The organism is Pluralibacter sp. (genome assembly GCF_019237635.1).
Classification (GTDB): Bacteria; Pseudomonadota; Gammaproteobacteria; order Enterobacterales; family Enterobacteriaceae; genus Enterobacter_B.
Window position 1 is genome coordinate 20,827 of the sequence record NZ_JAFAGS010000176.1, and the last position, 21,618, is coordinate 42,444.

A 21,618-nucleotide genomic window follows, 5' to 3' on the forward strand; every position below is an offset into this window, starting at 1 on the left:
GTTTTCAGGAAGCGTTAAGGTTCCGGCGGCGCGAACCAGGCGGATTTAAAGTCGAACCAGCCGAGGGTATTCATACGCAACCCGCGCATGCTGCGCTGTCCCTGGATCCGCAACCAGTGGTGGATGAGAGGTACTACCGACTGCTGGGCGATAAGCTGTTGGCACCAGCTGGCGAGATTCATCTCTCCGGCCTGCCAGCGACTGGCGTCGGCCTGCCAGTCAAGCGGAATGCACTGCTGGATCAGTGGTACTTCATACAGTTGGGCGAAGAGGGAGAAATCCAGCGGCAGCGTGAAGTTCGCGCTATTGAGCCACATGTCGCTGTCGGCTTCTCCGCGGTGCCACTCGTCATATTCGAGTTCCTGAATGTCCAGTCTGACCTGATGTTCCGCCAGCAGTTGCTGCATGATGACGGCAATATTGCGGTGTTCGAGATGTTCCCGGTAATAGGTAATCGTCAGCGTTTCCAGCCCGGCGGGCTTTTCCCCTTTTAACGGCCGCGCGTGGTGCCAGCGCGGCAGCAGGCCGTAGGCCGGAAACCAGTAGCCCTGATACTGCTCATCGGCGTGGTAGAGCAGATTCGCGGGAGAAAGAATCTGGCTTACCCAGCGGCGTACCGCCGGATTCACCCCTTTTGGCGTGCGGGCGTCGAACAACAGGTAATAGCACCCCTCTTCAAGACGGCTTTCAACCGCTTTTTCCTCGCCTTCTGTCGACCCCTCCAGCGTCAGGCCGCAGGTGACCTCTTCGCCGATTTCCGGCAGCACCCAGACGTTGACTTCGTCAATCAGCGCGCGATAGCCGAAGTAATCGTCAAAGGCGTGAATTTTCAGCTGGTTCAGGTTGTTGCGCGCCACCGCATAGGGGCCGGTGCCCACAGGGAGGCTGGCGAAATGGTTCATTGACTCCCACTCGCGCGGCAGGATCATCGCCGGTATATAGCCCAGCAGCCACGGCAGCCAGCGGTCGGGTCTGGCCAGGTGAACGTCCAGCGTCCAGGCGGTCGGGGAGATGATGCGGTTGATGTGGCTGTATAACGGCAGCGAGTTGATGCGTTGCAGCGAGGCGATCACATCGTCCATATCCAGCTCGCGACCGTGATGGAAGTGAATACCCGGACGCAGATAAAAGCGCCAGTGCAGCGGCGAAATCTGCTGCCAGTGGTGGGCAATATCGGCTTCCAGTTCCCCGTTTTCCTCATTTATTCGCGTCAGGGCGCTGAAAATCTGCCGGGCGATGTGCGTTTCCGAACGCCGGAGCGGCGTGCCGGGCAGCAGATTGCGCATCGGACGGTAGTAGAGCACGCGCAGAATGTGTCTTCCCTGGCGAAAGCTTCTGCCCAGATGGGACACCAGCATCTGGCGTACCGCGGATTTATCGCCGACGAGCTGCACCAGTTGGTCGATCCGGTCCTGCTCCAGCAGATCCTCCGCTCTTTGCTGCTGGAGCGCCAGCCCGGTGTAGAGGAACGTCAGGCGCGAGCGTTTACCGCGCCCGGCCTCCGCCTCCCAGGTCAACCAACCTCGCTCCTCCATGGTGTTGAGCAGCGTACGCATATGGCGGCGGGAACAGCTTAACAGCGCCGCCAGTTCGTTAAGGGTGGTTTCCTGCGCATGGCCATCGCAGCACTGCCACAGGCGGATGAACTGTTGTTGCAAACGACCAGAGGACATAAAAGGGGAACTCCTGACGAAAACTCAGCAATTTATTAATCCCTATATTAAGCCAATAATCATCCCCGATGAAGCGAGGAGGTGAATATGCAGAAGTCATCAATACACCGGTTTTATCAGCACTACTTTTTAGCGACGCAGGGAGCGTCATGGCTGGCCCGCCTGATGGCAGGAGAGCGGCTGAAAATGCTCGAAGAACTGATGCAGTGGAACGTTACGGCTTCTGAACCTCATTGACCTTAATCATGTGTGACTGAGTATTGGTGTATACACTTCATCCTTCACGCTGCCTCTGCGTTGGCTGTCTTCGGTCACCCCGGTCACTTACTTTTGTAAGCTCCCGGGGATTCCCTCAGTGGCCGCCTTGATGCAACCTGAATGATTTTGTGTATAGAATCACCCGCCAGCAGATGTTTTCTGCTGGCTTTTTTCGTTTTTCCTCTGCGGATAGGGATAGTTCATGCTCTGGTTGATGACGATGGGACGGCGTCTGAACGGCGTTTATGCGGCTTTTATGCTGGTCGCTTTCATGATTGGCGTGGCGGGAGCGCTGCAGGCACCGACGCTGAGCCTGTTTTTGAGCCGGGAAGTCGGCGTGCAGCCTTTCTGGGTTGGGTTGTTTTATACCGTCAATGCCGTCGCCGGGATCGCGGTCAGCCTGTGGCTGGCGAAGCGATCCGACAGCCGGGGCGATCGCCGTACGCTGATTTTGTTTTGCTGCCTGATGGCGGTGGGCAATGCGCTGCTTTTTGCCTTTAACCGCCATTACCTGACGCTTCTTACCTGCGGCGTGCTGCTGGCGTCGCTGGCCAATACCACTATGCCGCAGCTGTTCGCGCTGGCGCGTGAATATGCGGATAACTCCGCGCGGGAAGTGGTGATGTTCAGCTCCGTCATGCGTGCGCAGCTATCGCTGGCGTGGGTGATTGGCCCACCGCTGGCGTTTATGCTGGCGCTCAACTATGGCTTTACGGCGATGTTCTCGATTGCCGCCGGGATCTTTGCGATAAGCCTTGCGCTGATCGCCTTTGCGCTGCCCTCCGTTGCCCGGGTGGAACCGCCTGCGCAAAGGGTCGTGACGCCGTCCAGCGGCTGGGGCGATAAAAACGTCCGCATGCTGTTTATCGCCTCCACGCTGATGTGGACCTGCAACACCATGTACATCATTGATATGCCGCTGTGGATCAGCAGTTCGTTGGGCCTGCCGGATAAGCTTGCCGGGATCCTGATGGGCACCGCTGCCGGTCTGGAGATCCCGGCGATGATCCTGGCGGGATATTACGTGAAGCGCTTCGGGAAACGCCGGATGATGGTCACCGCCGTCGTCGCGGGCGTGCTGTTTTATATCGGGCTACTCTTTTTTCACAGCTGCGAGGCGCTGCTGGCTCTGCAACTGTTTAACGCGGTGTTTATCGGTATCGTCGCCGGGATTGGCATGCTGTGGTTTCAGGATCTGATGCCGGGTCGCGCCGGGGCGGCAACGACGCTGTTTACGAACAGTATTTCCACGGGCGTGATTCTGGCGGGGGTGATTCAGGGCGCGCTGGCGCAAAGTGTCGGTCATTTCGCCGTGTACTGGATGATGGCGGCGATTTCGCTGGTGGCGCTGGTGATGACCCTTCGCGTGAAGGACGTGTAGGCCGGGCGACGATGCCGCCCGGCCGGAAGGTTTAGCGCATAAACGCAGGCTGTTTTTTCTCGTAGGCCGAGATTGCCGATTCATGCTGCAGCGTCAGGCCGATGCTGTCCAGACCGTTCAGCATGCAGTGACGACGGAAGGTGTCGATGCTGAAACGGTAGGTCTTCTCGCCCGCGCGGACAACTTCCGCCTCCAGGTCCACCTCGAAGCGGATGCCCGGGGTAGCCTGCACCAGCGCGAACAGCTCATCAACCTGCGCTTCGCTCAGGGTGACCGGCAGCAGCTGGTTGTTAAAGCTGTTGCTGTAGAAGATGTCGGCAAAGCTCGGCGCAATCACCACCTTAAAACCGTAATCGGTCAGCGCCCACGGCGCGTGTTCGCGGGAAGAGCCGCAGCCGAAGTTTTCCCGCGCCAGCAGAATCGACGCCCCTTTATACTGCGGAAAGTTCAGTACAAACTCCGGGTCAGGCACCTGGCCCTTGTCGTCAAGAAAACGCCAGTCGTTGAACAAATGCGCGCCGAAGCCGGTGCGGGTGACTTTCTGCAAAAACTGCTTCGGAATGATGGCGTCGGTGTCGACGTTCGCGGCATCCAGCGGCACCACCAGGCCCGTATGTTGGGTAAATTTCTCTGCCATGATGGTCTCCTTATTTCATGCTACGGATGTCGGCGAAATGACCGGTAACGGCGGCGGCAGCGGCCATCGCCGGGCTCACCAGATGGGTGCGTCCGCCGCGGCCCTGACGGCCTTCGAAGTTACGGTTGCTGGTCGATGCGCAGCGCTCGCCCGGGTTCAGACGGTCGTTGTTCATCGCCAGGCACATAGAACAGCCCGGCAGGCGCCATTCAAAACCGGCTTCGATAAAGATCTTGTCCAGACCTTCCGCTTCAGCCTGCGCTTTCACCGGCCCGGAACCCGGTACGACTAAGGCCTGAACGCCTGGCGCAACTTTACGCCCTTTGGCGATTTCAGCCGCTGCGCGCAGGTCTTCAATGCGCGAGTTGGTGCAGGAGCCGATAAACACTTTATCAATGGCGACATCGGTCAGGGGAACGCCGGGTTTCAGCCCCATATAGGCCAGCGCTTTTTCGGCGCTGGCGCGCTCGACCGGATCGGCGAAAGAGGCCGGATCGGGGATCGCGTCATTCACCGAGATCACCTGGCCCGGATTGGTGCCCCAGGTGACCTGCGGCGCAATCTCTTCCGCCTGCAACGTAACCACGGTATCGAAGGTCGCGCCGTCGTCGGTCTTCAGGGTTTTCCAGTAGCTTACCGCGTCGTCGAAATCGCGGCCTTTCGGCGCGTGCAGACGGCCTTTCACGTAATCAAAGGTCGTTTCATCCGGCGCCACCAGGCCTGCTTTGGCGCCCATCTCGATCGCCATATTGCACAGGGTCATACGACCTTCCATGCTCAGCGCGCGGATAGCGTCGCCGCAGAATTCGACCACGTGGCCAGTACCGCCTGCGCTACCGGTTTTGCCGATGATCGCCAGCACGATGTCTTTGGCGGTGATGCCCGGCGCTGCGGCGCCGTTGACCTCAATCTTCATGGTTTTGGCGCGCCCCTGCTTCAGGGTTTGCGTCGCCAGCACGTGTTCCACTTCGGAGGTGCCGATGCCGAATGCCAGCGCGCCGAACGCGCCGTGGGTGGCGGTATGGGAGTCGCCGCAGACGATGGTCATCCCCGGCAGGGTAATACCCTGCTCAGGGCCCATCACGTGGACAATCCCCTGATACGGGTGGTTTAAGTCGTACAGCTCGACGCCGAACTCGTTGCAGTTCTTGATAAGCTCCTGCATCTGAATACGGGCCATCTCGCCGGAGGCATTAATATCTTTGGTCTGTGTGGAGACGTTATGGTCCATCGTTGCAAAGGTTTTCCCCGGCTGACGCACCGGACGCTTGTGGGCGCGCAGGCCGTCAAATGCCTGCGGAGAGGTCACCTCATGCACCAGGTGACGGTCGATATACAGCAGCGGGGTCTCGTTTGGCGCGTCAAAAACCACATGGGCGTCAAACAATTTTTCATACAGCGTCTTTGCCATGATTACACCCCTTCGGCCACATAGCGGGCGATGATATCACCCATTTCATCGGTACTGACGGCGGCCGTACCACGGGCTAAATCGCCGGTACGTACGCCCTGTTCTAACGCGCGGTTAATCGCGTTTTCAATCGCGGCGGCCGCATCGGCGGCGTCCAGGCTGTAGCGCAACAGCAGCGCCAGCGACAGGATTTGCGCAATCGGGTTCGCGATGTTTTTACCCGCGATATCCGGCGCCGAGCCACCTGCAGGTTCATACAGACCAAAACCCTGCTCGTTCAGGCTGGCGGACGGCAGCATCCCCATGGAACCGGTGATCATCGCGCACTCGTCGGAAAGGATGTCTCCAAACAGATTCGAACACAGCAGTACGTCGAACTGGGACGGGTCTTTAATCAGCTGCATCGTGGCGTTGTCGATGTACATATGCGACAGCTGAACGTCCGGGTACTCTTTGGCGATTTCGTTGACGATTTCGCGCCACAAAATAGAGGACTGCAACACGTTGGCTTTATCAATCGAGGTGACTTTATGGCGGCGCTTACGCGCAGACTCAAACGCGATGCGGGCGATACGCTCGATTTCAAAACGGTGATACACCTCGGTATCATACGCCTTCTCGTGCTGCCCGCTCCCTTCGCGGCCTTTCGGCTGACCGAAGTAGATACCGCCGGTTAATTCACGCACGCACAGAATGTCGAAACCGTTGGCGGCGATATCGGCGCGCAGCGGGCAGAACTCTTCCAGCCCCTGGTACAGTTTTGCCGGACGCAGGTTGGAGAACAGTTTGAAGTGTTTACGCAGCGGCAACAGCGCGCCGCGCTCCGGCTGTTCCGCAGGCGGCAGATGCTCCCATTTCGGGCCGCCGACGGAGCCGAACAGCACTGCATCGGCGTTTTCACACCCTTCAACGGTGGCCTGCGGCAGCGGCGTACCGTGTTTATCAATCGCAATGCCGCCGACATCATAATGGCTGGTGGTAATACGAATACCAAAACGACTGCGAACCGCTTCCAGTACCTTCAGGGCTTGCGCCATCACTTCCGGGCCAATACCGTCGCCCGGTAAAACAGCAATATGGTAATTCTTCGACATTACACGGTTTCCTTTTTGTTCTCTTTATTCTGCGCTTTGCGCTGCAACTCTTTCTCAACTTCGCTGGCGCGCCAGATATTGTTCAGTACGTGCACCATGGCTTTTGCAGAGGATTCAACGATATCCGTCGCCAGACCGATGCCGTGAAAGCGGCGGCCGTTATAGTTGGCGACGATATCGACCTGGCCCAGCGCGTCTTTACCGTGCCCCTTGGCGGTCAGGCCGTATTTGACCAGTTCGATGTTGTAGTTGGTGATGCGGTTAATCGCCTGATACACCGCGTCGACCGGACCGTTGCCGTTGGCGGCTTCGGCTTTAATGTCATCGCCGCAGGCCAGCTTCACAGAGGCGGTGGCGATATCATTCGAGCCTGACTGCACGCTGAAGTAGTCCAGACGGAAATGCTCTGGCTCTTCCTGCTGTTTATTGATGAAGGCCAGCGCTTCCAGATCGTAGTCAAAGACCTGACCTTTCTTATCTGCCAGCTTCAGGAAGGCGTCATACAGGTTATCCAGGCTGTAATCGGACTCCTGATACCCCATTTCGTCCATCCGGTGTTTGACTGCGGCGCGACCGGAACGGGAGGTCAGGTTCAACTGCACCTGGTTCAGGCCGATAGATTCCGGAGTCATGATTTCGTAGTTTTCGCGGTTTTTCAGCACGCCGTCCTGGTGAATACCGGAGGAGTGGGCGAAAGCGCCGGTGCCGACGATCGCTTTGTTCGCCGGGATCGGCATGTTGCAGATCTGGCTGACCGTCTGGCTGGTGCGCCAGATTTCGTGATGGTTGATGCGGGTGTGCACATTCATCATGTCTTTGCGCACCTTAATCGCCATGATCACTTCTTCCAGCGCACAGTTGCCTGCGCGTTCGCCGATACCGTTCATCGCACCTTCTACCTGGCGCGCGCCAGCGTGTACGGCGGACAGGGCGTTGCCGACGGCCAGCCCCAGGTCATCATGGGTATGTACCGAAATAATCGCTTTATCAATGTTCGGCACGTGTTCATACAGGCCGGTGATGATATTGGAGAACTCGAACGGCAGGGTGTAGCCGACGGTGTCCGGGATGTTGATGGTGGTTGCGCCGGCATTGATGGCGGCTTCGACCACGCGCGCCAGGTCGGCAATCGGCGTACGGCCAGCGTCTTCGCAAGAGAATTCCACATCATCGGTGTAGTTGCGCGCCCGCTTCACCATATAGACCGCGCGCTCAATGACCTCATCCAGCGTGCTGCGCAGCTTGGTGGCGATATGCATCGGCGAGGTGGCGATGAACGTATGAATACGGAAAGCTTCAGCTATTTTTAATGACTCCGCAGCAACATCAATATCTTTCTCGACGCAGCGCGCCAGGCCGCAGACGCGGCTGTTTTTGATGGTGCGGGCGATGGTCTGTACGGATTCGAAGTCACCCGGCGAGGAGACCGGAAAACCGACTTCCATCACGTCAACGCCCATACGTTCGAGGGCCATCGCTATCTGCAGTTTCTCTTTCACGCTCAGGCTTGCCTGCAATGCCTGTTCACCGTCACGTAAGGTCGTATCGAAGATAATGACTTGTTGGCTCATGGTTTTGGGTCCTTGTCAGTCTTGGGTCGCCTTGCTACGAGCATAAAAAAACCCGCGCTAAGGCGCGGGTTTTCTGTCTGGCTGGAAGATGACTTATCGCTGAACGTCGTCCACCAGTCTACCGCGCACAAAGGATGCGTTTAGTAGTAGTAGACCGGTGAAATGCGTGGTGCGAATCATTGCGTCATGCTCCTGGGAAATTCGATATGCATTTAGTGGTACTGGATACGCCGATCGATGTCAACCTTTGCTGTGGGAAATCGCGGCAATCTTTGTAGGGATGTGCCGTTTACTTTAGCTAATTGTGCTGATGAAAACGGTGTTTTTTCGCAGATTATTTTAGCGTCAATTCACTATTGTCACACTTTGATGCATTTACCCATATTTCTTTGTCTGTATGATCCTGCCAGCCAGACGATATCATCTGTATAACTTAATGATATAGCTATAAATATTTATGAGGATTATTTTTCTGTCGAAAATTAGTCGTTATTTTGATCGCAAGTTGTTATCTAAAAACACATGTCCAAAAAAACACAATTTAATATTACTTAAATATGCTTACGCTTTTTGTGCGGTTGTGTATTGATGATGTTTATGATTAAACTGTCGACATTAAGCACCATTTATCATTTGGCGATGAAACCATCTCATTAATGGGGCTGACACCTTTTTTCCTTTGGGTATATCTTGAAATATTCCTAATTTTGTTTATTTCTCTTTTGCGGAATTTATATGCATGGTAAATCATATTGTCAAAATTTATTACTGCACTTATGCAAAGGGAGTTAAGCATGACAGTGGAGTCCGATATGATCGTCGATAAAGGAGCGCTGCGAACCGCTTCTGGCCCTGAATCTCAACGTCCGCAGTTACGCGCGGTGGATTTAAATTTATTAACGGTTTTCGATGCGGTAATGCAGGAGCAGAACATTACTCGTGCCGCACAGATTTTAGGGATGTCGCAACCTGCGGTGAGTAATGCGGTGTCGCGTTTAAAAGTGATGTTCAATGATGAACTCTTCGTGCGCTATGGCCGGGGAATACAGCCGACAGCGCGCGCCTATCAGCTGTTTGGCTCCGTTCGCCAGGCGCTGCAGTTGGTACAAAATGAATTACCGGGAGCCGGTTTCGAGCCTTTTAGCAGCGAACGTATATTTAACCTTTGCGTCTGCAGCCCATTAGATAATCGTTTAACATCAATGATTATTAACAAAGTAAGCGAGATGGCGCCGAATATTCATTTAGTATTTAAATCTTCGCTTAATCAAAATACCGAACATCAGCTACGTTATCAGGAGCTCGAATTTGTTATCGGTTATGAGGAGTTTCGTCGTCCTGAGTTTGCCTGTGTGCCATTATTTCATGACGAAATGGTGCTGGTGGCGAGTGCGAATCACCCGCGTATTATTGGGCCGATGAAAGAAAACGATATTTATCATGAAGAACATGCGGTAGTTTCTCTCGATCGTTATGCTTCATTCAGCCTGCCCTGGTATGATACGGCGGAAAAACAGGCCCGCATTGCCTATCAGGGCATGGCGTTAATTAGTGTTCTGAATGTGGTTTCGCAAACGCATCTGGTCGCGGTGACGCCGCGTTGGCTGGCGGAAGAATTTACCGAGAAGCTCGACCTGCAAATTCTGCCTTTGCCAATGAAGGTGAACAGCCGCACCTGTTTCCTGTCCTGGCACGAAGCTGCTGGCCGGGATAAAGGACACCAGTGGATGGAAGAGCTGCTGGTATCCGTCTGCCGCCACTAGCGGCATAAAAATAAACCGGAGGGTAAAACCTTCGGTTTATTTTGTCATAACTTTATTATCTGGAATTTTATTCTGTTATTGCCGTGAGCGCCATTCTGGTGAGGGGCGAAAAATGGATGATTTCCTGCCAGCTACGGTATCTCCCGAATTTTTTCTATTCTCTTTCCTTATTACTGAAGTAATTCACCATTTTCCTGCGCTATCGTTTTCTTTTCTGCTGTTCACCCCTGAGCAATGCGCAGTTGCGCCGATTGCCTGCCCGATAACGAGCGGTTATGTTAAGTAAATGCTGCGATTTACAAATCAGCAGGACGACGTTGCGTCCTGCTGTATGACTGCGCGGAAATGAATTCTGCCGTCATTAACTAAAGCCTGGAGGCAAACCATGGAGATGTTGTCTGGCGCCGAGATGGTCGTCCGATCGCTTATCGATCAGGGCGTGAAGCAGGTATTCGGCTACCCCGGAGGCGCAGTCCTCGATATCTATGATGCGCTGCACACCGTGGGCGGAATCGATCACGTGCTGGTAAGGCATGAGCAAGCTGCGGTTCATATGGCTGACGGCCTGGCGCGCGCGACCGGCGAGGTCGGCGTGGTGCTGGTGACGTCTGGTCCGGGGGCGACGAACGCGATCACCGGGATTGCGACGGCCTATATGGACTCTATCCCGCTGGTGATCCTCTCCGGGCAGGTGGCAACATCGCTGATCGGTTATGACGCGTTCCAGGAGTGCGACATGGTCGGCATTTCTCGCCCGGTGGTCAAACACAGCTTCCTGGTTAAGCAGACGGAAGATATTCCCGGGGTGCTGAAAAAAGCCTTCTGGCTGGCGGCAAGCGGCCGTCCCGGGCCGGTGGTGGTGGATCTACCGAAGGACATTCTCAACCCGGCGAACAAGCTGCCGTATGTTTGGCCTGAGACGGTCAGCATGCGTTCCTATAACCCGACGACCCTGGGCCATAAAGGTCAAATTAAGCGGGCGCTGCAAACGCTGATAGCGGCGAAAAAACCGGTGGTATACGTTGGCGGCGGGGCGATTAACGCCCGTTGCGAGGCTCAACTGCGCACACTGGTTGAAAAACTCAATATTCCGGTAGTCTCATCGTTGATGGGGTTGGGCGCCTTTCCGGCGACACACCGCCAGGCGCTTGGCATGCTGGGTATGCATGGCACCTATGAAGCCAATATGACGATGCATAACTCAGACGTGATTTTTGCCGTAGGGGTTCGCTTCGACGATCGTACGACCAATAATCTGGCGAAATATTGCCCGCAAGCGACCGTTTTGCACATCGACATCGACCCCACGTCGATCTCGAAAACCGTGGCGGCGGACGTGCCTATCGTCGGCGATGCCCTTCTGGTGCTTGAGCAAATGTTAGAGCTGCTGGAGCAGGAAACCACGACGCAGCCGCTGGACGATATCCGAGACTGGTGGCAGCGGATTGATCAATGGCGCGCGCGTCAGTGCCTGAAGTACGACACGCAGAGTGAGAAGATCAAACCGCAGGCGGTCATCGAAACGATTTGTCGGCTGACCGATGGCGATGCGTACGTGACGTCTGACGTCGGGCAGCATCAGATGTTCGCCGCGCTCTATTACGCCTTTGATAAGCCGCGCCGTTGGATCAACTCCGGCGGTCTCGGCACCATGGGGTTCGGCCTGCCTGCCGCGCTGGGCGTTAAAATGGCGCTGCCGGACGCGACCGTTATTTGCGTCACTGGCGACGGCAGCATCCAGATGAATATTCAGGAGCTTTCCACCGCGCTGCAGTACGAGTTGCCGGTGCTGGTGCTGAACCTTAACAACCGCTATCTCGGGATGGTGAAGCAGTGGCAGGATATGATTTACTCCGGCCGCCATTCGCAATCCTACATGGCGTCGTTACCGGATTTTGTCCGCCTGGCGGAAGCGTATGGGCACGTCGGCATCCGCATCGACAAACCGGCTGACCTTGAGAGCAAACTGGCTGAGGCGCTTACGCAGGTGCGCAATAACCGACTGGTGTTCGTCGACGTGACGGTGGACGGCAGTGAACACGTCTATCCGATGCAGATTCGCGGCGGCGGTATGGATGAAATGTGGTTGAGCAAAACGGAGAGAACCTGATTATGCGCCGGATATTATCTGTCTTACTGGAGAACGAATCTGGGGCGTTATCGCGCGTGATCGGTCTCTTTTCCCAGCGTGGCTATAACATCGAGAGCCTGACCGTGGCGCCGACGGACGATCCGACGCTGTCGCGCATGACGATTCAGACGGTCGGTGACGAAAAGGTCATCGAGCAAATCGAAAAGCAGCTGCATAAGCTGGTCGACGTCCTGCGCGTCAGCGAACTGGGGCAGGGCGCGCACGTCGAGCGTGAGATCATGCTGGTGAAGGTGCAGGCGAGCGGCTACGGGCGGGAAGAGGTAAAGCGCAATACCGAGATTTTTCGCGGGCAAATCATTGATGTGACGCCTTCGATCTATACTGTTCAACTGGCGGGCACCAGCGATAAGCTTGATGCGTTTCTCGCCTCCCTGCGTGATGTCGCCAGAATCGTTGAGGTTGCGCGTTCCGGTATCGTGGGATTGTCGCGCGGCGACAAAATTATGCGCTAGCGTAAAAAAACGCCTCTGCAATCTTAGCCCGACCTCCTTTGTCGGGCTTTTTTTTGCGAAATCAGCAGTAAGAGCGAACAAAAGCGGTTGCCGGAGTCAGTTTTCTGCGTTTAGATGTTATGAAACTTATTCCATAATTTAGCAGTGGTTATGGTTTGTACATTATTAGCAAGGGGCAATTGTGAAACTGGATGAAATCGCCAGACTTGCCGGTGTATCCCGCACCACGGCAAGTTATGTGATTAACGGCAAAGCCAAACAGTACCGCGTCAGCGACAAAACGGTCGAGAAGGTGATGGCGGTTGTGCGTGAGCATAACTATCATCCCAACGCGGTAGCAGCCGGGCTGCGGGCAGGACGCACGCGTTCAATTGGTCTGGTCATCCCCGATCTCGAAAACACCAGTTATACCCGTATCGCCAACTATCTTGAGCGCCAGGCGCGCCAGCGCGGCTATCAGCTGCTGATCGCCTGCTCTGAAGATCAGCCGGATAACGAAATGCGCTGTATTGAGCACCTGCTGCAGCGTCAGGTTGATGCGATTATCGTCTCCACCTCGCTACCGCCTGAGCATCCGTTCTACCAGCGCTGGGCCAATGGTTCGTTCCCTATCGTGGCGCTCGATCGCGCGCTCGATCGTGAGCATTTCACCAGCGTCGTTGGCGCCGACCAGGAGGATGCCGAGGCGCTGGCCGCAGAGTTGCGTACTTTCCCGGCCCAAACCGTGCTTTACCTCGGGGCGCTGCCTGAACTGTCCGTGAGCTTCCTGCGCGAGCAAGGGTTCCGTAGCGCGTGGAAGGACGATCCCCGCGAGGTCAACTTCCTCTACGCCAATAGCTATGAACGAGAAGCGGCGGCGCAGCTTTTTGATAAATGGCTGGAAACGCATCCGATGCCGCAGGCGCTGTTTACCACCTCGTTTGCGCTGCTGCAGGGGGTGATGGACGTGACTCTGCGTCGTGAAGGGAAGCTGCCCTCGGATCTGGCGATCGCCACGTTTGGCGATCACGAACTGCTTGATTTTCTGCAGTGCCCGGTGCTCGCGGTCGCGCAGCGCCATCGCGACGTGGCGGAGCGCGTGCTGGAGATTGTGCTGGCAAGCCTTGATGAGCCGCGCAAGCCGAAACCTGGCTTGAGCCGTATTCGCCGCAATCTTTATCGTCGGGGAAGCTTAAGCCGTCGCTGATAAAAATCTGAAGGCAGCCCGGCGCTGCCTTCATTTATTTCCCTTTTACTCATATATTCAGATAATTCTTTAAAATTATTAGGGCTTCATTAAAAACGGCATTTAATAAGCACTAAAAACCGTTGTAGGGTTAATAACAGGTAAAGTAAAGTTTCTTTTGTATTATTTTGTTACATATTTAACGGGCATTTGCCGAATTTACAAACACTTCATCCCTGACCGAAGGTTTGCCCCGCGTAATCCCCTGCCAGCGCCTGCTGAAACACTTTCATCAAGGGCTATTAACATGCGCCAGAATGTCCTAAAATGCCGCGCACGTCGCAAACTGACACTTTATATTTTCATTCGGTGAGATTGAGTTGTTGAAAACCGTTACGGACCTGTTGGTATTTTTTCTTACAAGTATTCATAACGTTAATTTGCCTCTTTCGCTGGACAGAATTTAAACAGAGCGAATATCTGCCGTCATTATTGGGTTTTTGGACTCCGTTGGCGTTAGTGCTGGCTTGACAAGCTTTTCCTCCGCTCCGTAAACTCCTTAAGGTGGGAATTTGTGGATTAAAGTGGTGAAAAGGGGTGAGGCTGGCATGTTCCGTGGGGCAACGTTAGTCAATCTCGACAGCAAAGGGCGCTTAGCGGTGCCCACCCGATATCGGGATTTGCTGAACGAGAACGCTTCCGGTCAATTGGTTTGTACCATTGACATCCATCACCCGTGCCTGCTGCTTTATCCGCTGCCCGAATGGGAAATCATCGAGCAAAAATTGTCGCGGCTGTCGAGCATGAACCCGGCTGAGCGGCGCGTTCAGCGTCTGCTGTTAGGGCATGCCAGTGAGTGTCAGATGGATAACGCCGGTCGTTTGCTGATTGCGCCGGTTTTACGGCAACATGCCGGACTGACAAAAGAAGTGATGCTGGTTGGGCAGTTCAACAAGTTTGAACTGTGGGATGAAACGACCTGGTATCAACGGGTCAAGGAAGATATCGACGCAGAGCAATCCGATTCCGCAGTATTGTCGGAACGGTTGCAGGACTTGTCTTTATAAGATGATGGAAAATTTTAAACACACGACGGTACTTCTGGATGAGGCCGTTAACGGCCTGAATATTCGTCCGGATGGTATCTACATTGATGGCACTTTCGGTCGCGGTGGCCACTCGCGTCTGATTCTTTCGCAGCTTGGCGCGGAAGGACGACTGCTGGCTATCGATCGCGACCCAGAGGCGATTGCGGTGGCGAATACCATCGACGATCCCCGCTTTTCCATCGTACATGGACCTTTCTCCGCGCTGGCTGATTATGCCGCCGAGCGCAGTCTTACCGGCAAGATCGACGGCATTCTCCTCGATCTTGGCGTCTCTTCACCACAGCTTGACGATGCTGAACGCGGTTTCTCTTTTATGCGCGACGGTCCACTGGACATGCGCATGGACCCGACCCGCGGCCAGTCTGCCGCCGAGTGGCTGCAAACGGCGGATGAAGCCGATATCGCCTGGGTCATCAAAACCTTTGGCGAAGAACGCTTTGGCAAACGTATTGCGCGCGCCATCGTTGAGCGTAACCGCGTTGAGCCGATGACCCGTACCAAAGAGCTGGCCGAGGTCATCGCCGCGGCGACGCCGGTGAAGGATAAACACAAACATCCCGCGACCCGTACCTTCCAGGCGGTGCGCATCTGGGTGAACAGTGAACTGGAGGAGATAGAGCAGGCGCTAAAAAGCTCGCTCGACGTGCTTGCCCCGGGTGGGCGGCTCTCCATTATCAGTTTCCATTCGCTGGAAGACCGCATTGTGAAGCGCTTTATGCGTGAGCAAAGCCGCGGTCCGCAGGTTCCGGCAGGGTTACCGATGACGGAAGAGCAACTCAGGAAACTGGGGGGCCGTCAACTGCGAGCACTAGGCAAGTTGATGCCGGGCGAAGAAGAGGTGGCAGAGAATCCACGCGCTCGTAGTTCAGTTCTGCGTATTGCAGAGAGGACGAACGCATGATCAGCAGAGTGTCAGAGGCCTTAAGCAAGGTAAAAGGATCGATTGGAAGCAACGAGCGCCATGCTTTGCCTGGCGTCATCGGTGACGATCTTTTGCGGTTTGGGAAGCTGCCACTCTGCTTGTTCATTTGCATCATTCTGACGGCAGTCACTGTCGTGACGACGGCGCACCATACCCGTCTGTTAACGGCGCAGCGTGAACAACTGGTTCTGGAACGCGATGCGCTCGATATCGAGTGGCGCAACCTGATTCTGGAAGAAAACGCGCTCGGCGATCACAGCCGGGTAGAACGGATCGCGACAGAGAAATTGCAGATGCAGCATGTCGATCCTTCACAGGAAAATATTGTTGTACAGAAATAAGGATTAGCGCGACGCATGAAAGCAGTGGCAAAGACGCAGAAACCAAAACGCCAGGAAGAACAAGCCAACTTCATCAGTTGGCGTTTTGCGTTGCTTTGCGGCTGCATTTTGCTGGCGTTGACGTTTTTGCTGGGTCGCGTGGCCTGGCTACAGATCATCAGTCCTGACATGCTGGTGCGTCAGGGTGACATGCGTTCCCTGCGCGTGCAGGAGGTGTCCACCTCGCGCGGGATGATAACCGACCGTTCTGGCCGACCGCTGGCGGTGAGCGTGCCGGTGAAAGCGATTTGGGCTGACCCTAAAGAGCTGCATGACGCAGGCGGCATTAGCCTCGACAACCGCTGGAAGGCGCTGTCCGACGCCCTGAATATGCCGCTGGATCAGCTGGCTTCCCGCATTAACGCTAACCCGAAAGGGCGCTTTATCTATCTGGCCCGTCAGGTCAACCCTGACATGGCCGACTACATCAAAAAGCTCAAGCTGCCGGGGATCTATCTGCGCGAAGAGTCCCGCCGCTACTACCCTTCCGGTGAAGTAACCGCTCACCTCATTGGCTTTACTAACGTCGACAGCCAGGGGATTGAAGGGGTCGAGAAGAGTTTTGATAAGTGGCTGACCGGGCAGCCGGGCGAGCGTATCGTGCGTAAAGACCGTTACGGTCGCGTCATTGAAGATATCTCCTCCACCGACAGCCAGGCGGCGCATAACCTGGCGCTGAGCATTGACGAACGCTTGCAGGCGCTGGTTTACCGTGAGCTGAACAACGCCGTGGCGTTTAACAAAGCGGAATCCGGCAGCGCGGTGCTGGTCGATGTCAGCACCGGCGAAGTGCTGGCGATGGCCAACAGCCCCTCCTACAACCCGAACAACTTCAGCGGCACCGCAAAAGATGCGATGCGTAACCGCGCCATCACCGACGTTTTCGAGCCGGGTTCAACGGTAAAACCGATGGTGGTGATGACCGCGCTGCAGCGTGGGATTGTGAACGAAAATACCGTACTGAACACCATTCCTTATCAGATTAACGGTCACGAAATCAAAGACGTGGCGCGTTACAGCGAATTGTCCCTGACCGGGGTACTACAGAAGTCGAGTAACGTTGGTGTCTCCAAGCTGGCGTTAGCGATGCCCTCCTCAGCGTTAGTAGATACTTACTCACGTTTTGGACTGGGAAAGGCGACCAATTTGGGGTTGGTCGGAGAACGCAGTGGCTTATTTCCTCAAAAACAACGGTGGTCTGACATAGAGAGGGCCACCTTCTCTTTCGGCTATGGGCTAATGGTAACCCCGTTACAGTTAGCGCGAGTCTATGCAACGATCGGCAGCTATGGCGTCTACCGCCCGCTGTCGATCACCAAAGTTGATCCCCCCGTTCCGGGCGAGCGTATCTTCCCTGAGTCTATCGTACGTACCGTCATGCATATGATGGAGAGCGTGGCGCTGCCGGGCGGCGGCGGCGTGAAGGCAGCGATTAAAGGCTACCGTATCGCCATCAAAACCGGTACGGCGAAAAAAGTGGGGCCGGATGGCCGCTACATCAACAAATATATTGCTTACACCGCGGGTGTCGCGCCAGCCAGCCAGCCGCGCTTTGCGCTGGTGGTGGTGATTAACGACCCGCAGGCGGGTAAATACTACGGCGGCGCCGTTTCCGCGCCAGTGTTTGGTGCCATCATGGGCGGCGTTCTGCGCACCATGAACATCGAGCCGGATGCGCTGGCGACGGGCGAAAAAAGTGAATATGTAATTAATCAAGGCGAGGGAACCGGTGGCAGATCGTAATTTGCGCGACCTTCTTGCTCCGTGGGTGCCGAATGCACCCGAGCGGGCGCTGCGAGAGATGACACTCGATAGCCGCGTGGCGGCATCGGGCGATCTCTTTGTGGCTGTGTCAGGTCATCAGGCGGACGGGCGTCGATATATCCCGCAGGCGATAGCGCAAGGTGTTGCTGCCATTATTGCTGAGGCAAAAGACGAAGCGACCGATGGCGAAATCCGTGAAATGCACGGCGTACCGGTTATCTATCTCAGCCAGTTGAATGAGCGCCTGTCGGCGCTGGCCGGTCGTTTCTATCACCAGCCTTCCGGGCGTCTGCGCCTGGTCGGGGTGACCGGGACGAATGGCAAAACCACCACAACCCAACTGCTGGCGCAATGGGCGCAGTTGCTGGGCGAAACCAGCGCCGTGATGGGTACTGTCGGCAACGGTCTGCTGGATAAAGTTATCCCGACGGAAAATACGACCGGCTCGGCCGTCGACGTGCAGCACGTGCTGTCGGGACTTGCAGGGCAGGGGGCGACGTTGGCCGCCATGGAAGTTTCTTCCCATGGCCTGGTGCAGCATCGCGTCGCGGCGCTGCAGTTTGCCGCTTCTGTTTTCACCAACTTAAGCCGTGACCACCTCGATTACCACGGCGATATGGAACACTACGAAGCGGCGAAATGGCTGCTTTATTCCACCCACCACTGCGGCCAGGCGATTATTAACGCCGATGACGAAGTGGGACGCCGCTGGCTGGCGAAACTGCCGGATGCGGTTGCCGTATCCATGGAAGACCATATCAATCCGAACTGCCACGGCCGCTGGCTGAAGGCGACCTCGGTGAGCTACCACGACCACGGGGCGACTATCCAGTTTGCCTCCAGTTGGGGCAATGGCGAAATCGACAGCCGCCTGATGGGCGCGTTTAACGTCAGCAACCTACTGCTGGCGCTGGCGACGCTGCTGGCGCTGGGCTACCCGCTTGCCAGCCTCCTGAGCACCGCCGCGCGTTTGCAGCCGGTGTGCGGCCGTATGGAAGTGTTCACCGCGCCGGGGAAACCGACGGTAGTGGTTGACTACGCTCATACGCCGGATGCGCTGGAAAAGGCCCTGCAGGCCGCGCGTCTGCACTGTGCGGGCAAGCTGTGGTGCGTCTTTGGCTGCGGCGGCGATCGCGACAAAGGCAAACGTCCGCTGATGGGGGCTATTGCCGAAGAGTTCGCCGATGTGGTGGTGGTGACGGACGACAATCCGCGTACCGAAGAGCCGCGCGCGATTATTAACGATATCCTGGCCGGTATGCTGGACGCCGGACGGGTGAAAGTGATGGAAGGGCGCGCTGAAGCGGTGACCAACGCCATCATGCAGGCAAAAGAAAACGACGTGGTGCTGGTGGCCGGTAAAGGTCATGAGGACTACCAGATTGTCGGCAACCGCCGCCTTGATTATTCCGACCGCGTCACTGCAGCCCGCCTGCTGGGAGTGGTGGCATGATTCGCGTAACGCTAAGTCAGCTCGCCGACGTATTGCAGGGCGAGCTGCACGGCGGCTCTCTGACCATTGATGCCGTAACGACGGATACCCGTAAGGTGACGGCGGGCTGTTTATTTGTCGCCTTAAAAGGCGAGCGCTTCGACGCGCATGATTTTGTCGAGCAGGCCAAAGAAGGCGGCGCAGGCGCGCTGCTGGTGAGCCGCAAGCTGGCGTGCTCGCTGCCGCAGATCGTGGTGAAAGACACCCGTCTGGCGTTCGGTGAACTGGCGGCCTGGGTGCGTCAGCAGGTTCCGGCCCGGGTGGTCGCGCTGACTGGCTCCTCAGGAAAAACGTCGGTTAAAGAGATGACCGCCGCGATACTGGGCCAGTGCGGAAATACGTTATATACCGCTGGCAACCTCAATAATGACATCGGCGTGCCGATGACATTGCTGCGACTGACGCCTGAGCATGAGTTTGCGGTGATTGAGCTGGGGGCTAACCATCAGGGCGAAATCGCCTGGACCGTCAGCCTGACGCGTCCGGAAGCAGCGCTGGTGAATAACCTGGCTGCGGCGCACCTTGAGGGTTTCGGTTCTCTGGCGGGCGTGGCGAAAGCAAAAGGGGAAATCTTTACCGGTTTACCGCAGGACGGCATTGCCATTCTGAATGCGGATAACAGCGACTGGCTGAACTGGCAGAGCGTGATTGGCGAGCGTCAGGTCTGGCGCTTCTCGCCGAATGCGGCGAACAGCGAGTTTACCGCCAGCGATATTCAGGTGACCCGCCGTGGCACGGCGTTCACGCTGCATACCCCGCAGGGGAGCGTCGACGTGCTGCTGCCGTTGCCGGGGCGCCACAATATCGCTAACTCGCTGGCCGCAACCGCGCTGGCGATGGCCGTTGGCGCAGGGCTGGACGCGGTCAAGGCCGGTCTGGCGAAACTGCAGGCGGTGCCGGGGCGTTTATTCCCGATTGCGCTTGCGGAAAACACACTGCTGCTTGACGACTCTTACAACGCCAACGTGGGCTCAATGACCGCGGCGGCGCAGGTGCTGTCCGATATGCCGGGCTACCGCGTGCTGGTGGTTGGCGATATGGCGGAGCTCGGCGACGAAAGCGAAGCCTGCCATCGTCAGGTTGGCGAAGCGGCAAAAGCGGCGGGTATCGACCGCGTATTAAGCGTGGGGACGTTAAGCCAGCTGATTGGGTCGGCAAGCGGTGTCGGAGAGCACTTTACCGATAAAGCAACGCTTATCGCGCGGCTGAAAACAATGATCAAAGAACAACAAATCATCACCATTTTAGTGAAGGGTTCACGTAGTGCCGCCATGGAAGAGGTAGTACGCGCATTACAGGAGAACGGGACATGTTAGTTTGGCTGGCCGAACATTTGGTCAAATATTATTCCGGCTTTAACGTCTTTTCCTATCTGACGTTTCGCGCCATCGTCAGCCTGCTGACTGCGCTGTTCATCTCGTTGTGGATGGGCCCGCGCATGATTGCCCGTCTGCAAAAACTCTCTTTTGGCCAGGTCGTGCGTAACGATGGTCCTGAGTCGCACTTCAGCAAGCGCGGCACCCCGACAATGGGCGGGATCATGATCCTGACCGCGATCGTGGTGTCCGTTCTGCTGTGGGCGTATCCGTGGAACCCTTACGTGTGGTGCGTACTGGTGGTGCTGGTCGGCTACGGCGTGATCGGTTTTATCGATGACTACCGCAAAGTGGTGCGCAAAGATACGAAAGGCCTGATTGCCCGCTGGAAATACTTCTGGATGTCGGTTATCGCGCTCGGCGTCGCCTTTGCGCTGTATATGGTCGGTAAAGATACGCCAGCGACGCAACTGGTGGTGCCGTTCTTTAAAGACATCATGCCTCAACTGGGGCTTTTCTACATTCTGCTGGCCTACTTCGTCATTGTGGGAACGGGGAATGCGGTGAACCTGACCGACGGCCTTGACGGCCTGGCGATTATGCCAACGGTGTTCGTGGCTGCGGGTTTTGCGCTGGTTGCGTGGGCGACCGGCAACATGAACTTCGCCAGCTATCTGCATATTCCGTATCTGCGCCATGCCGGTGAACTGGTCATCGTCTGTACGGCGATTGTCGGCGCGGGCTTAGGCTTTCTGTGGTTCAACACCTATCCGGCGCAGGTCTTCATGGGCGACGTCGGTTCGCTGGCCCTGGGCGGCGCGCTGGGCATCATCGCTGTGCTGCTGCGTCAGGAGTTTCTGCTGGTCATTATGGGCGGCGTATTCGTGGTGGAAACCCTGTCGGTTATCCTGCAGGTCGGCTCATTCAAACTGCGCGGACAACGTATTTTCCGCATGGCGCCGATTCACCATCACTATGAACTGAAAGGCTGGCCGGAGCCGCGCGTGATTGTGCGCTTCTGGATTATTTCCCTGATGCTGGTGCTGATTGGCCTGGCAACGTTGAAGGTGCGTTAATC

20 protein-coding genes are annotated in these 21,618 nt (G+C 56.2%); 14 read left to right on the top strand and 6 right to left on the bottom strand.

The features are described 5' to 3' along the window. Positions 1 to 14: 14 nt before the first annotated feature. Positions 15 to 1,673 (bottom strand): HTH-type transcriptional regulator SgrR, encoded by a 1,659-nt coding sequence (sgrR, locus tag JO226_RS20600; protein WP_296406892.1) that lies wholly within the window; start codon positions 1,671 to 1,673, stop codon positions 15 to 17. An 87-nt stretch (positions 1,674 to 1,760) separates the two neighbouring features. Here sgrR and sgrT point away from each other — a divergent pair, with 87 nt between their 5' ends. Both sgrT and JO226_RS20610 read left to right on the top strand, forming a co-directional pair. Next, a complete protein-coding gene (sgrT, locus tag JO226_RS20605; protein ID WP_296406893.1) occupies positions 1,761 to 1,910 on the top strand; it encodes a glucose uptake inhibitor SgrT in 150 nt (49 codons plus the stop codon). 223 nt (positions 1,911 to 2,133) lie between these two features. Next, the gene (locus tag JO226_RS20610; protein WP_296406894.1) at positions 2,134 to 3,312 is read left to right on the top strand and encodes a sugar efflux transporter; all 1,179 of its coding nucleotides are present in this window, start codon (positions 2,134 to 2,136) and stop codon (positions 3,310 to 3,312) included. Positions 3,313 to 3,343: 31 nt separating this feature from the next. Here JO226_RS20610 and leuD read toward each other — a convergent pair whose 3' ends face one another. The 5 genes from leuD to leuL form a co-directional block, all read right to left on the bottom strand. Then, positions 3,344 to 3,949, bottom strand: a complete 606-nt coding sequence (gene leuD, locus JO226_RS20615; RefSeq protein WP_296406895.1) for a 3-isopropylmalate dehydratase small subunit — start codon at positions 3,947 to 3,949, stop codon at positions 3,344 to 3,346. 10 nt (positions 3,950 to 3,959) lie between these two features. After that, complete coding sequence (gene leuC / locus JO226_RS20620; protein WP_296406896.1) at positions 3,960 to 5,360, bottom strand: 3-isopropylmalate dehydratase large subunit; 1,401 nt, start codon at positions 5,358 to 5,360, stop codon at positions 3,960 to 3,962. Positions 5,361 to 5,362: 2 nt separating this feature from the next. Beyond that, entirely contained in the window at positions 5,363 to 6,454 is a 1,092-nt protein-coding gene (leuB, locus tag JO226_RS20625) for a 3-isopropylmalate dehydrogenase (RefSeq protein WP_296406897.1), read from the bottom strand. Further along, positions 6,454 to 8,025, bottom strand: coding sequence for a 2-isopropylmalate synthase (leuA, locus tag JO226_RS20630; RefSeq protein ID WP_296406899.1), 1,572 nt, complete (start codon positions 8,023 to 8,025; stop codon positions 6,454 to 6,456). The genes leuB and leuA overlap by 1 nt, the downstream gene beginning before the upstream one ends. Before the next feature lie 93 nt (positions 8,026 to 8,118). Continuing rightward, positions 8,119 to 8,205, bottom strand: coding sequence for a leu operon leader peptide (leuL, locus tag JO226_RS23370; protein ID WP_367273568.1), 87 nt, complete (start codon positions 8,203 to 8,205; stop codon positions 8,119 to 8,121). 614 nt (positions 8,206 to 8,819) lie between these two features. Between leuL and leuO the strand changes: the two genes are divergently transcribed. The 12 genes from leuO (at position 8,820) to mraY (ending at position 21,616) form a co-directional block, all read left to right on the top strand. Beyond that, a complete protein-coding gene (gene leuO / locus JO226_RS20635) occupies positions 8,820 to 9,788 on the top strand; it encodes a transcriptional regulator LeuO (RefSeq protein WP_296407002.1) in 969 nt (322 codons plus the stop codon). A gap of 112 nt (positions 9,789 to 9,900) precedes the next feature. Continuing rightward, positions 9,901 to 10,074, top strand: a complete 174-nt coding sequence (locus JO226_RS20640) for a hypothetical protein (protein WP_296406902.1) — start codon at positions 9,901 to 9,903, stop codon at positions 10,072 to 10,074. 99 nt (positions 10,075 to 10,173) lie between these two features. Then, complete coding sequence (ilvI, locus tag JO226_RS20645; protein WP_296406904.1) at positions 10,174 to 11,898, top strand: acetolactate synthase 3 large subunit; 1,725 nt, start codon at positions 10,174 to 10,176, stop codon at positions 11,896 to 11,898. A 2-nt stretch (positions 11,899 to 11,900) separates the two neighbouring features. After that, positions 11,901 to 12,392, top strand: coding sequence for an acetolactate synthase small subunit (gene ilvN, locus JO226_RS20650; RefSeq protein WP_159761039.1), 492 nt, complete (start codon positions 11,901 to 11,903; stop codon positions 12,390 to 12,392). Positions 12,393 to 12,573: 181 nt separating this feature from the next. Then, positions 12,574 to 13,578: a catabolite repressor/activator gene (gene cra / locus JO226_RS20655; protein WP_296406907.1), complete on the top strand. Its 1,005-nt coding sequence runs from the start codon at positions 12,574 to 12,576 to the stop codon at positions 13,576 to 13,578. A 587-nt stretch (positions 13,579 to 14,165) separates the two neighbouring features. Then, on the top strand, positions 14,166 to 14,624 hold the full coding sequence (gene mraZ, locus JO226_RS20660; protein WP_296407005.1) for a division/cell wall cluster transcriptional repressor MraZ: 459 nt from the start codon (positions 14,166 to 14,168) through the stop codon (positions 14,622 to 14,624). Between the two features lies 1 nt (position 14,625). Next, positions 14,626 to 15,567 carry a 16S rRNA (cytosine(1402)-N(4))-methyltransferase RsmH gene (rsmH, locus tag JO226_RS20665; RefSeq protein WP_296406912.1) on the top strand — a complete coding sequence of 314 codons (942 nt, stop codon included), beginning with the start codon at positions 14,626 to 14,628 and terminating at the stop codon, positions 15,565 to 15,567. Continuing rightward, positions 15,564 to 15,929, top strand: a complete 366-nt coding sequence (gene ftsL / locus JO226_RS20670; RefSeq protein WP_013367608.1) for a cell division protein FtsL — start codon at positions 15,564 to 15,566, stop codon at positions 15,927 to 15,929. Before rsmH ends, ftsL begins: the two co-directional genes overlap by 4 nt. Positions 15,930 to 15,944: 15 nt before the next feature. After that, positions 15,945 to 17,711, top strand: coding sequence for a peptidoglycan glycosyltransferase FtsI (gene ftsI, locus JO226_RS20675; protein ID WP_296406914.1), 1,767 nt, complete (start codon positions 15,945 to 15,947; stop codon positions 17,709 to 17,711). Then, entirely contained in the window at positions 17,698 to 19,185 is a 1,488-nt protein-coding gene (murE, locus tag JO226_RS20680) for a UDP-N-acetylmuramoyl-L-alanyl-D-glutamate--2,6-diaminopimelate ligase (protein WP_296406916.1), read from the top strand. Before ftsI ends, murE begins: the two co-directional genes overlap by 14 nt. After that, on the top strand, positions 19,182 to 20,540 hold the full coding sequence (murF, locus tag JO226_RS20685) for a UDP-N-acetylmuramoyl-tripeptide--D-alanyl-D-alanine ligase (protein WP_296406918.1): 1,359 nt from the start codon (positions 19,182 to 19,184) through the stop codon (positions 20,538 to 20,540). The genes murE and murF overlap by 4 nt, the downstream gene beginning before the upstream one ends. Further along, positions 20,534 to 21,616: a phospho-N-acetylmuramoyl-pentapeptide-transferase gene (gene mraY, locus JO226_RS20690; protein ID WP_296406920.1), complete on the top strand. Its 1,083-nt coding sequence runs from the start codon at positions 20,534 to 20,536 to the stop codon at positions 21,614 to 21,616. Before murF ends, mraY begins: the two co-directional genes overlap by 7 nt. Positions 21,617 to 21,618: the final 2 nt, after the last annotated feature.

What these genes read in the sequence shown, in the direction of transcription:
- murF (WP_296406918.1), top strand. Translation starts at nt 19,182, where the DNA reads ATGATTCGCGTAACGCTAAGTCAGCTCGCCGACGTATTGCAGGGCGAG.
- rsmH (WP_296406912.1), top strand. Translation starts at nt 14,626, where the DNA reads ATGATGGAAAATTTTAAACACACGACGGTACTTCTGGATGAGGCCGTT.
- leuL (WP_367273568.1), bottom strand. Translation starts at nt 8,205, where the DNA reads ATGATTCGCACCACGCATTTCACCGGTCTACTACTACTAAACGCATCC.
- ftsL (WP_013367608.1), top strand. Translation starts at nt 15,564, where the DNA reads ATGATCAGCAGAGTGTCAGAGGCCTTAAGCAAGGTAAAAGGATCGATT.
- sgrR (WP_296406892.1), bottom strand. Translation starts at nt 1,673, where the DNA reads ATGTCCTCTGGTCGTTTGCAACAACAGTTCATCCGCCTGTGGCAGTGC.
- sgrT (WP_296406893.1), top strand. Translation starts at nt 1,761, where the DNA reads ATGCAGAAGTCATCAATACACCGGTTTTATCAGCACTACTTTTTAGCG.
- leuC (WP_296406896.1), bottom strand. Translation starts at nt 5,360, where the DNA reads ATGGCAAAGACGCTGTATGAAAAATTGTTTGACGCCCATGTGGTTTTT.
- mraZ (WP_296407005.1), top strand. Translation starts at nt 14,166, where the DNA reads ATGTTCCGTGGGGCAACGTTAGTCAATCTCGACAGCAAAGGGCGCTTA.
- ftsI (WP_296406914.1), top strand. Translation starts at nt 15,945, where the DNA reads ATGAAAGCAGTGGCAAAGACGCAGAAACCAAAACGCCAGGAAGAACAA.
- JO226_RS20640 (WP_296406902.1), top strand. Translation starts at nt 9,901, where the DNA reads ATGGATGATTTCCTGCCAGCTACGGTATCTCCCGAATTTTTTCTATTC.
- JO226_RS20610 (WP_296406894.1), top strand. Translation starts at nt 2,134, where the DNA reads ATGCTCTGGTTGATGACGATGGGACGGCGTCTGAACGGCGTTTATGCG.
- leuO (WP_296407002.1), top strand. Translation starts at nt 8,820, where the DNA reads ATGACAGTGGAGTCCGATATGATCGTCGATAAAGGAGCGCTGCGAACC.
- ilvI (WP_296406904.1), top strand. Translation starts at nt 10,174, where the DNA reads ATGGAGATGTTGTCTGGCGCCGAGATGGTCGTCCGATCGCTTATCGAT.
- mraY (WP_296406920.1), top strand. Translation starts at nt 20,534, where the DNA reads ATGTTAGTTTGGCTGGCCGAACATTTGGTCAAATATTATTCCGGCTTT.
- leuA (WP_296406899.1), bottom strand. Translation starts at nt 8,025, where the DNA reads ATGAGCCAACAAGTCATTATCTTCGATACGACCTTACGTGACGGTGAA.
- leuD (WP_296406895.1), bottom strand. Translation starts at nt 3,949, where the DNA reads ATGGCAGAGAAATTTACCCAACATACGGGCCTGGTGGTGCCGCTGGAT.
- ilvN (WP_159761039.1), top strand. Translation starts at nt 11,901, where the DNA reads ATGCGCCGGATATTATCTGTCTTACTGGAGAACGAATCTGGGGCGTTA.
- leuB (WP_296406897.1), bottom strand. Translation starts at nt 6,454, where the DNA reads ATGTCGAAGAATTACCATATTGCTGTTTTACCGGGCGACGGTATTGGC.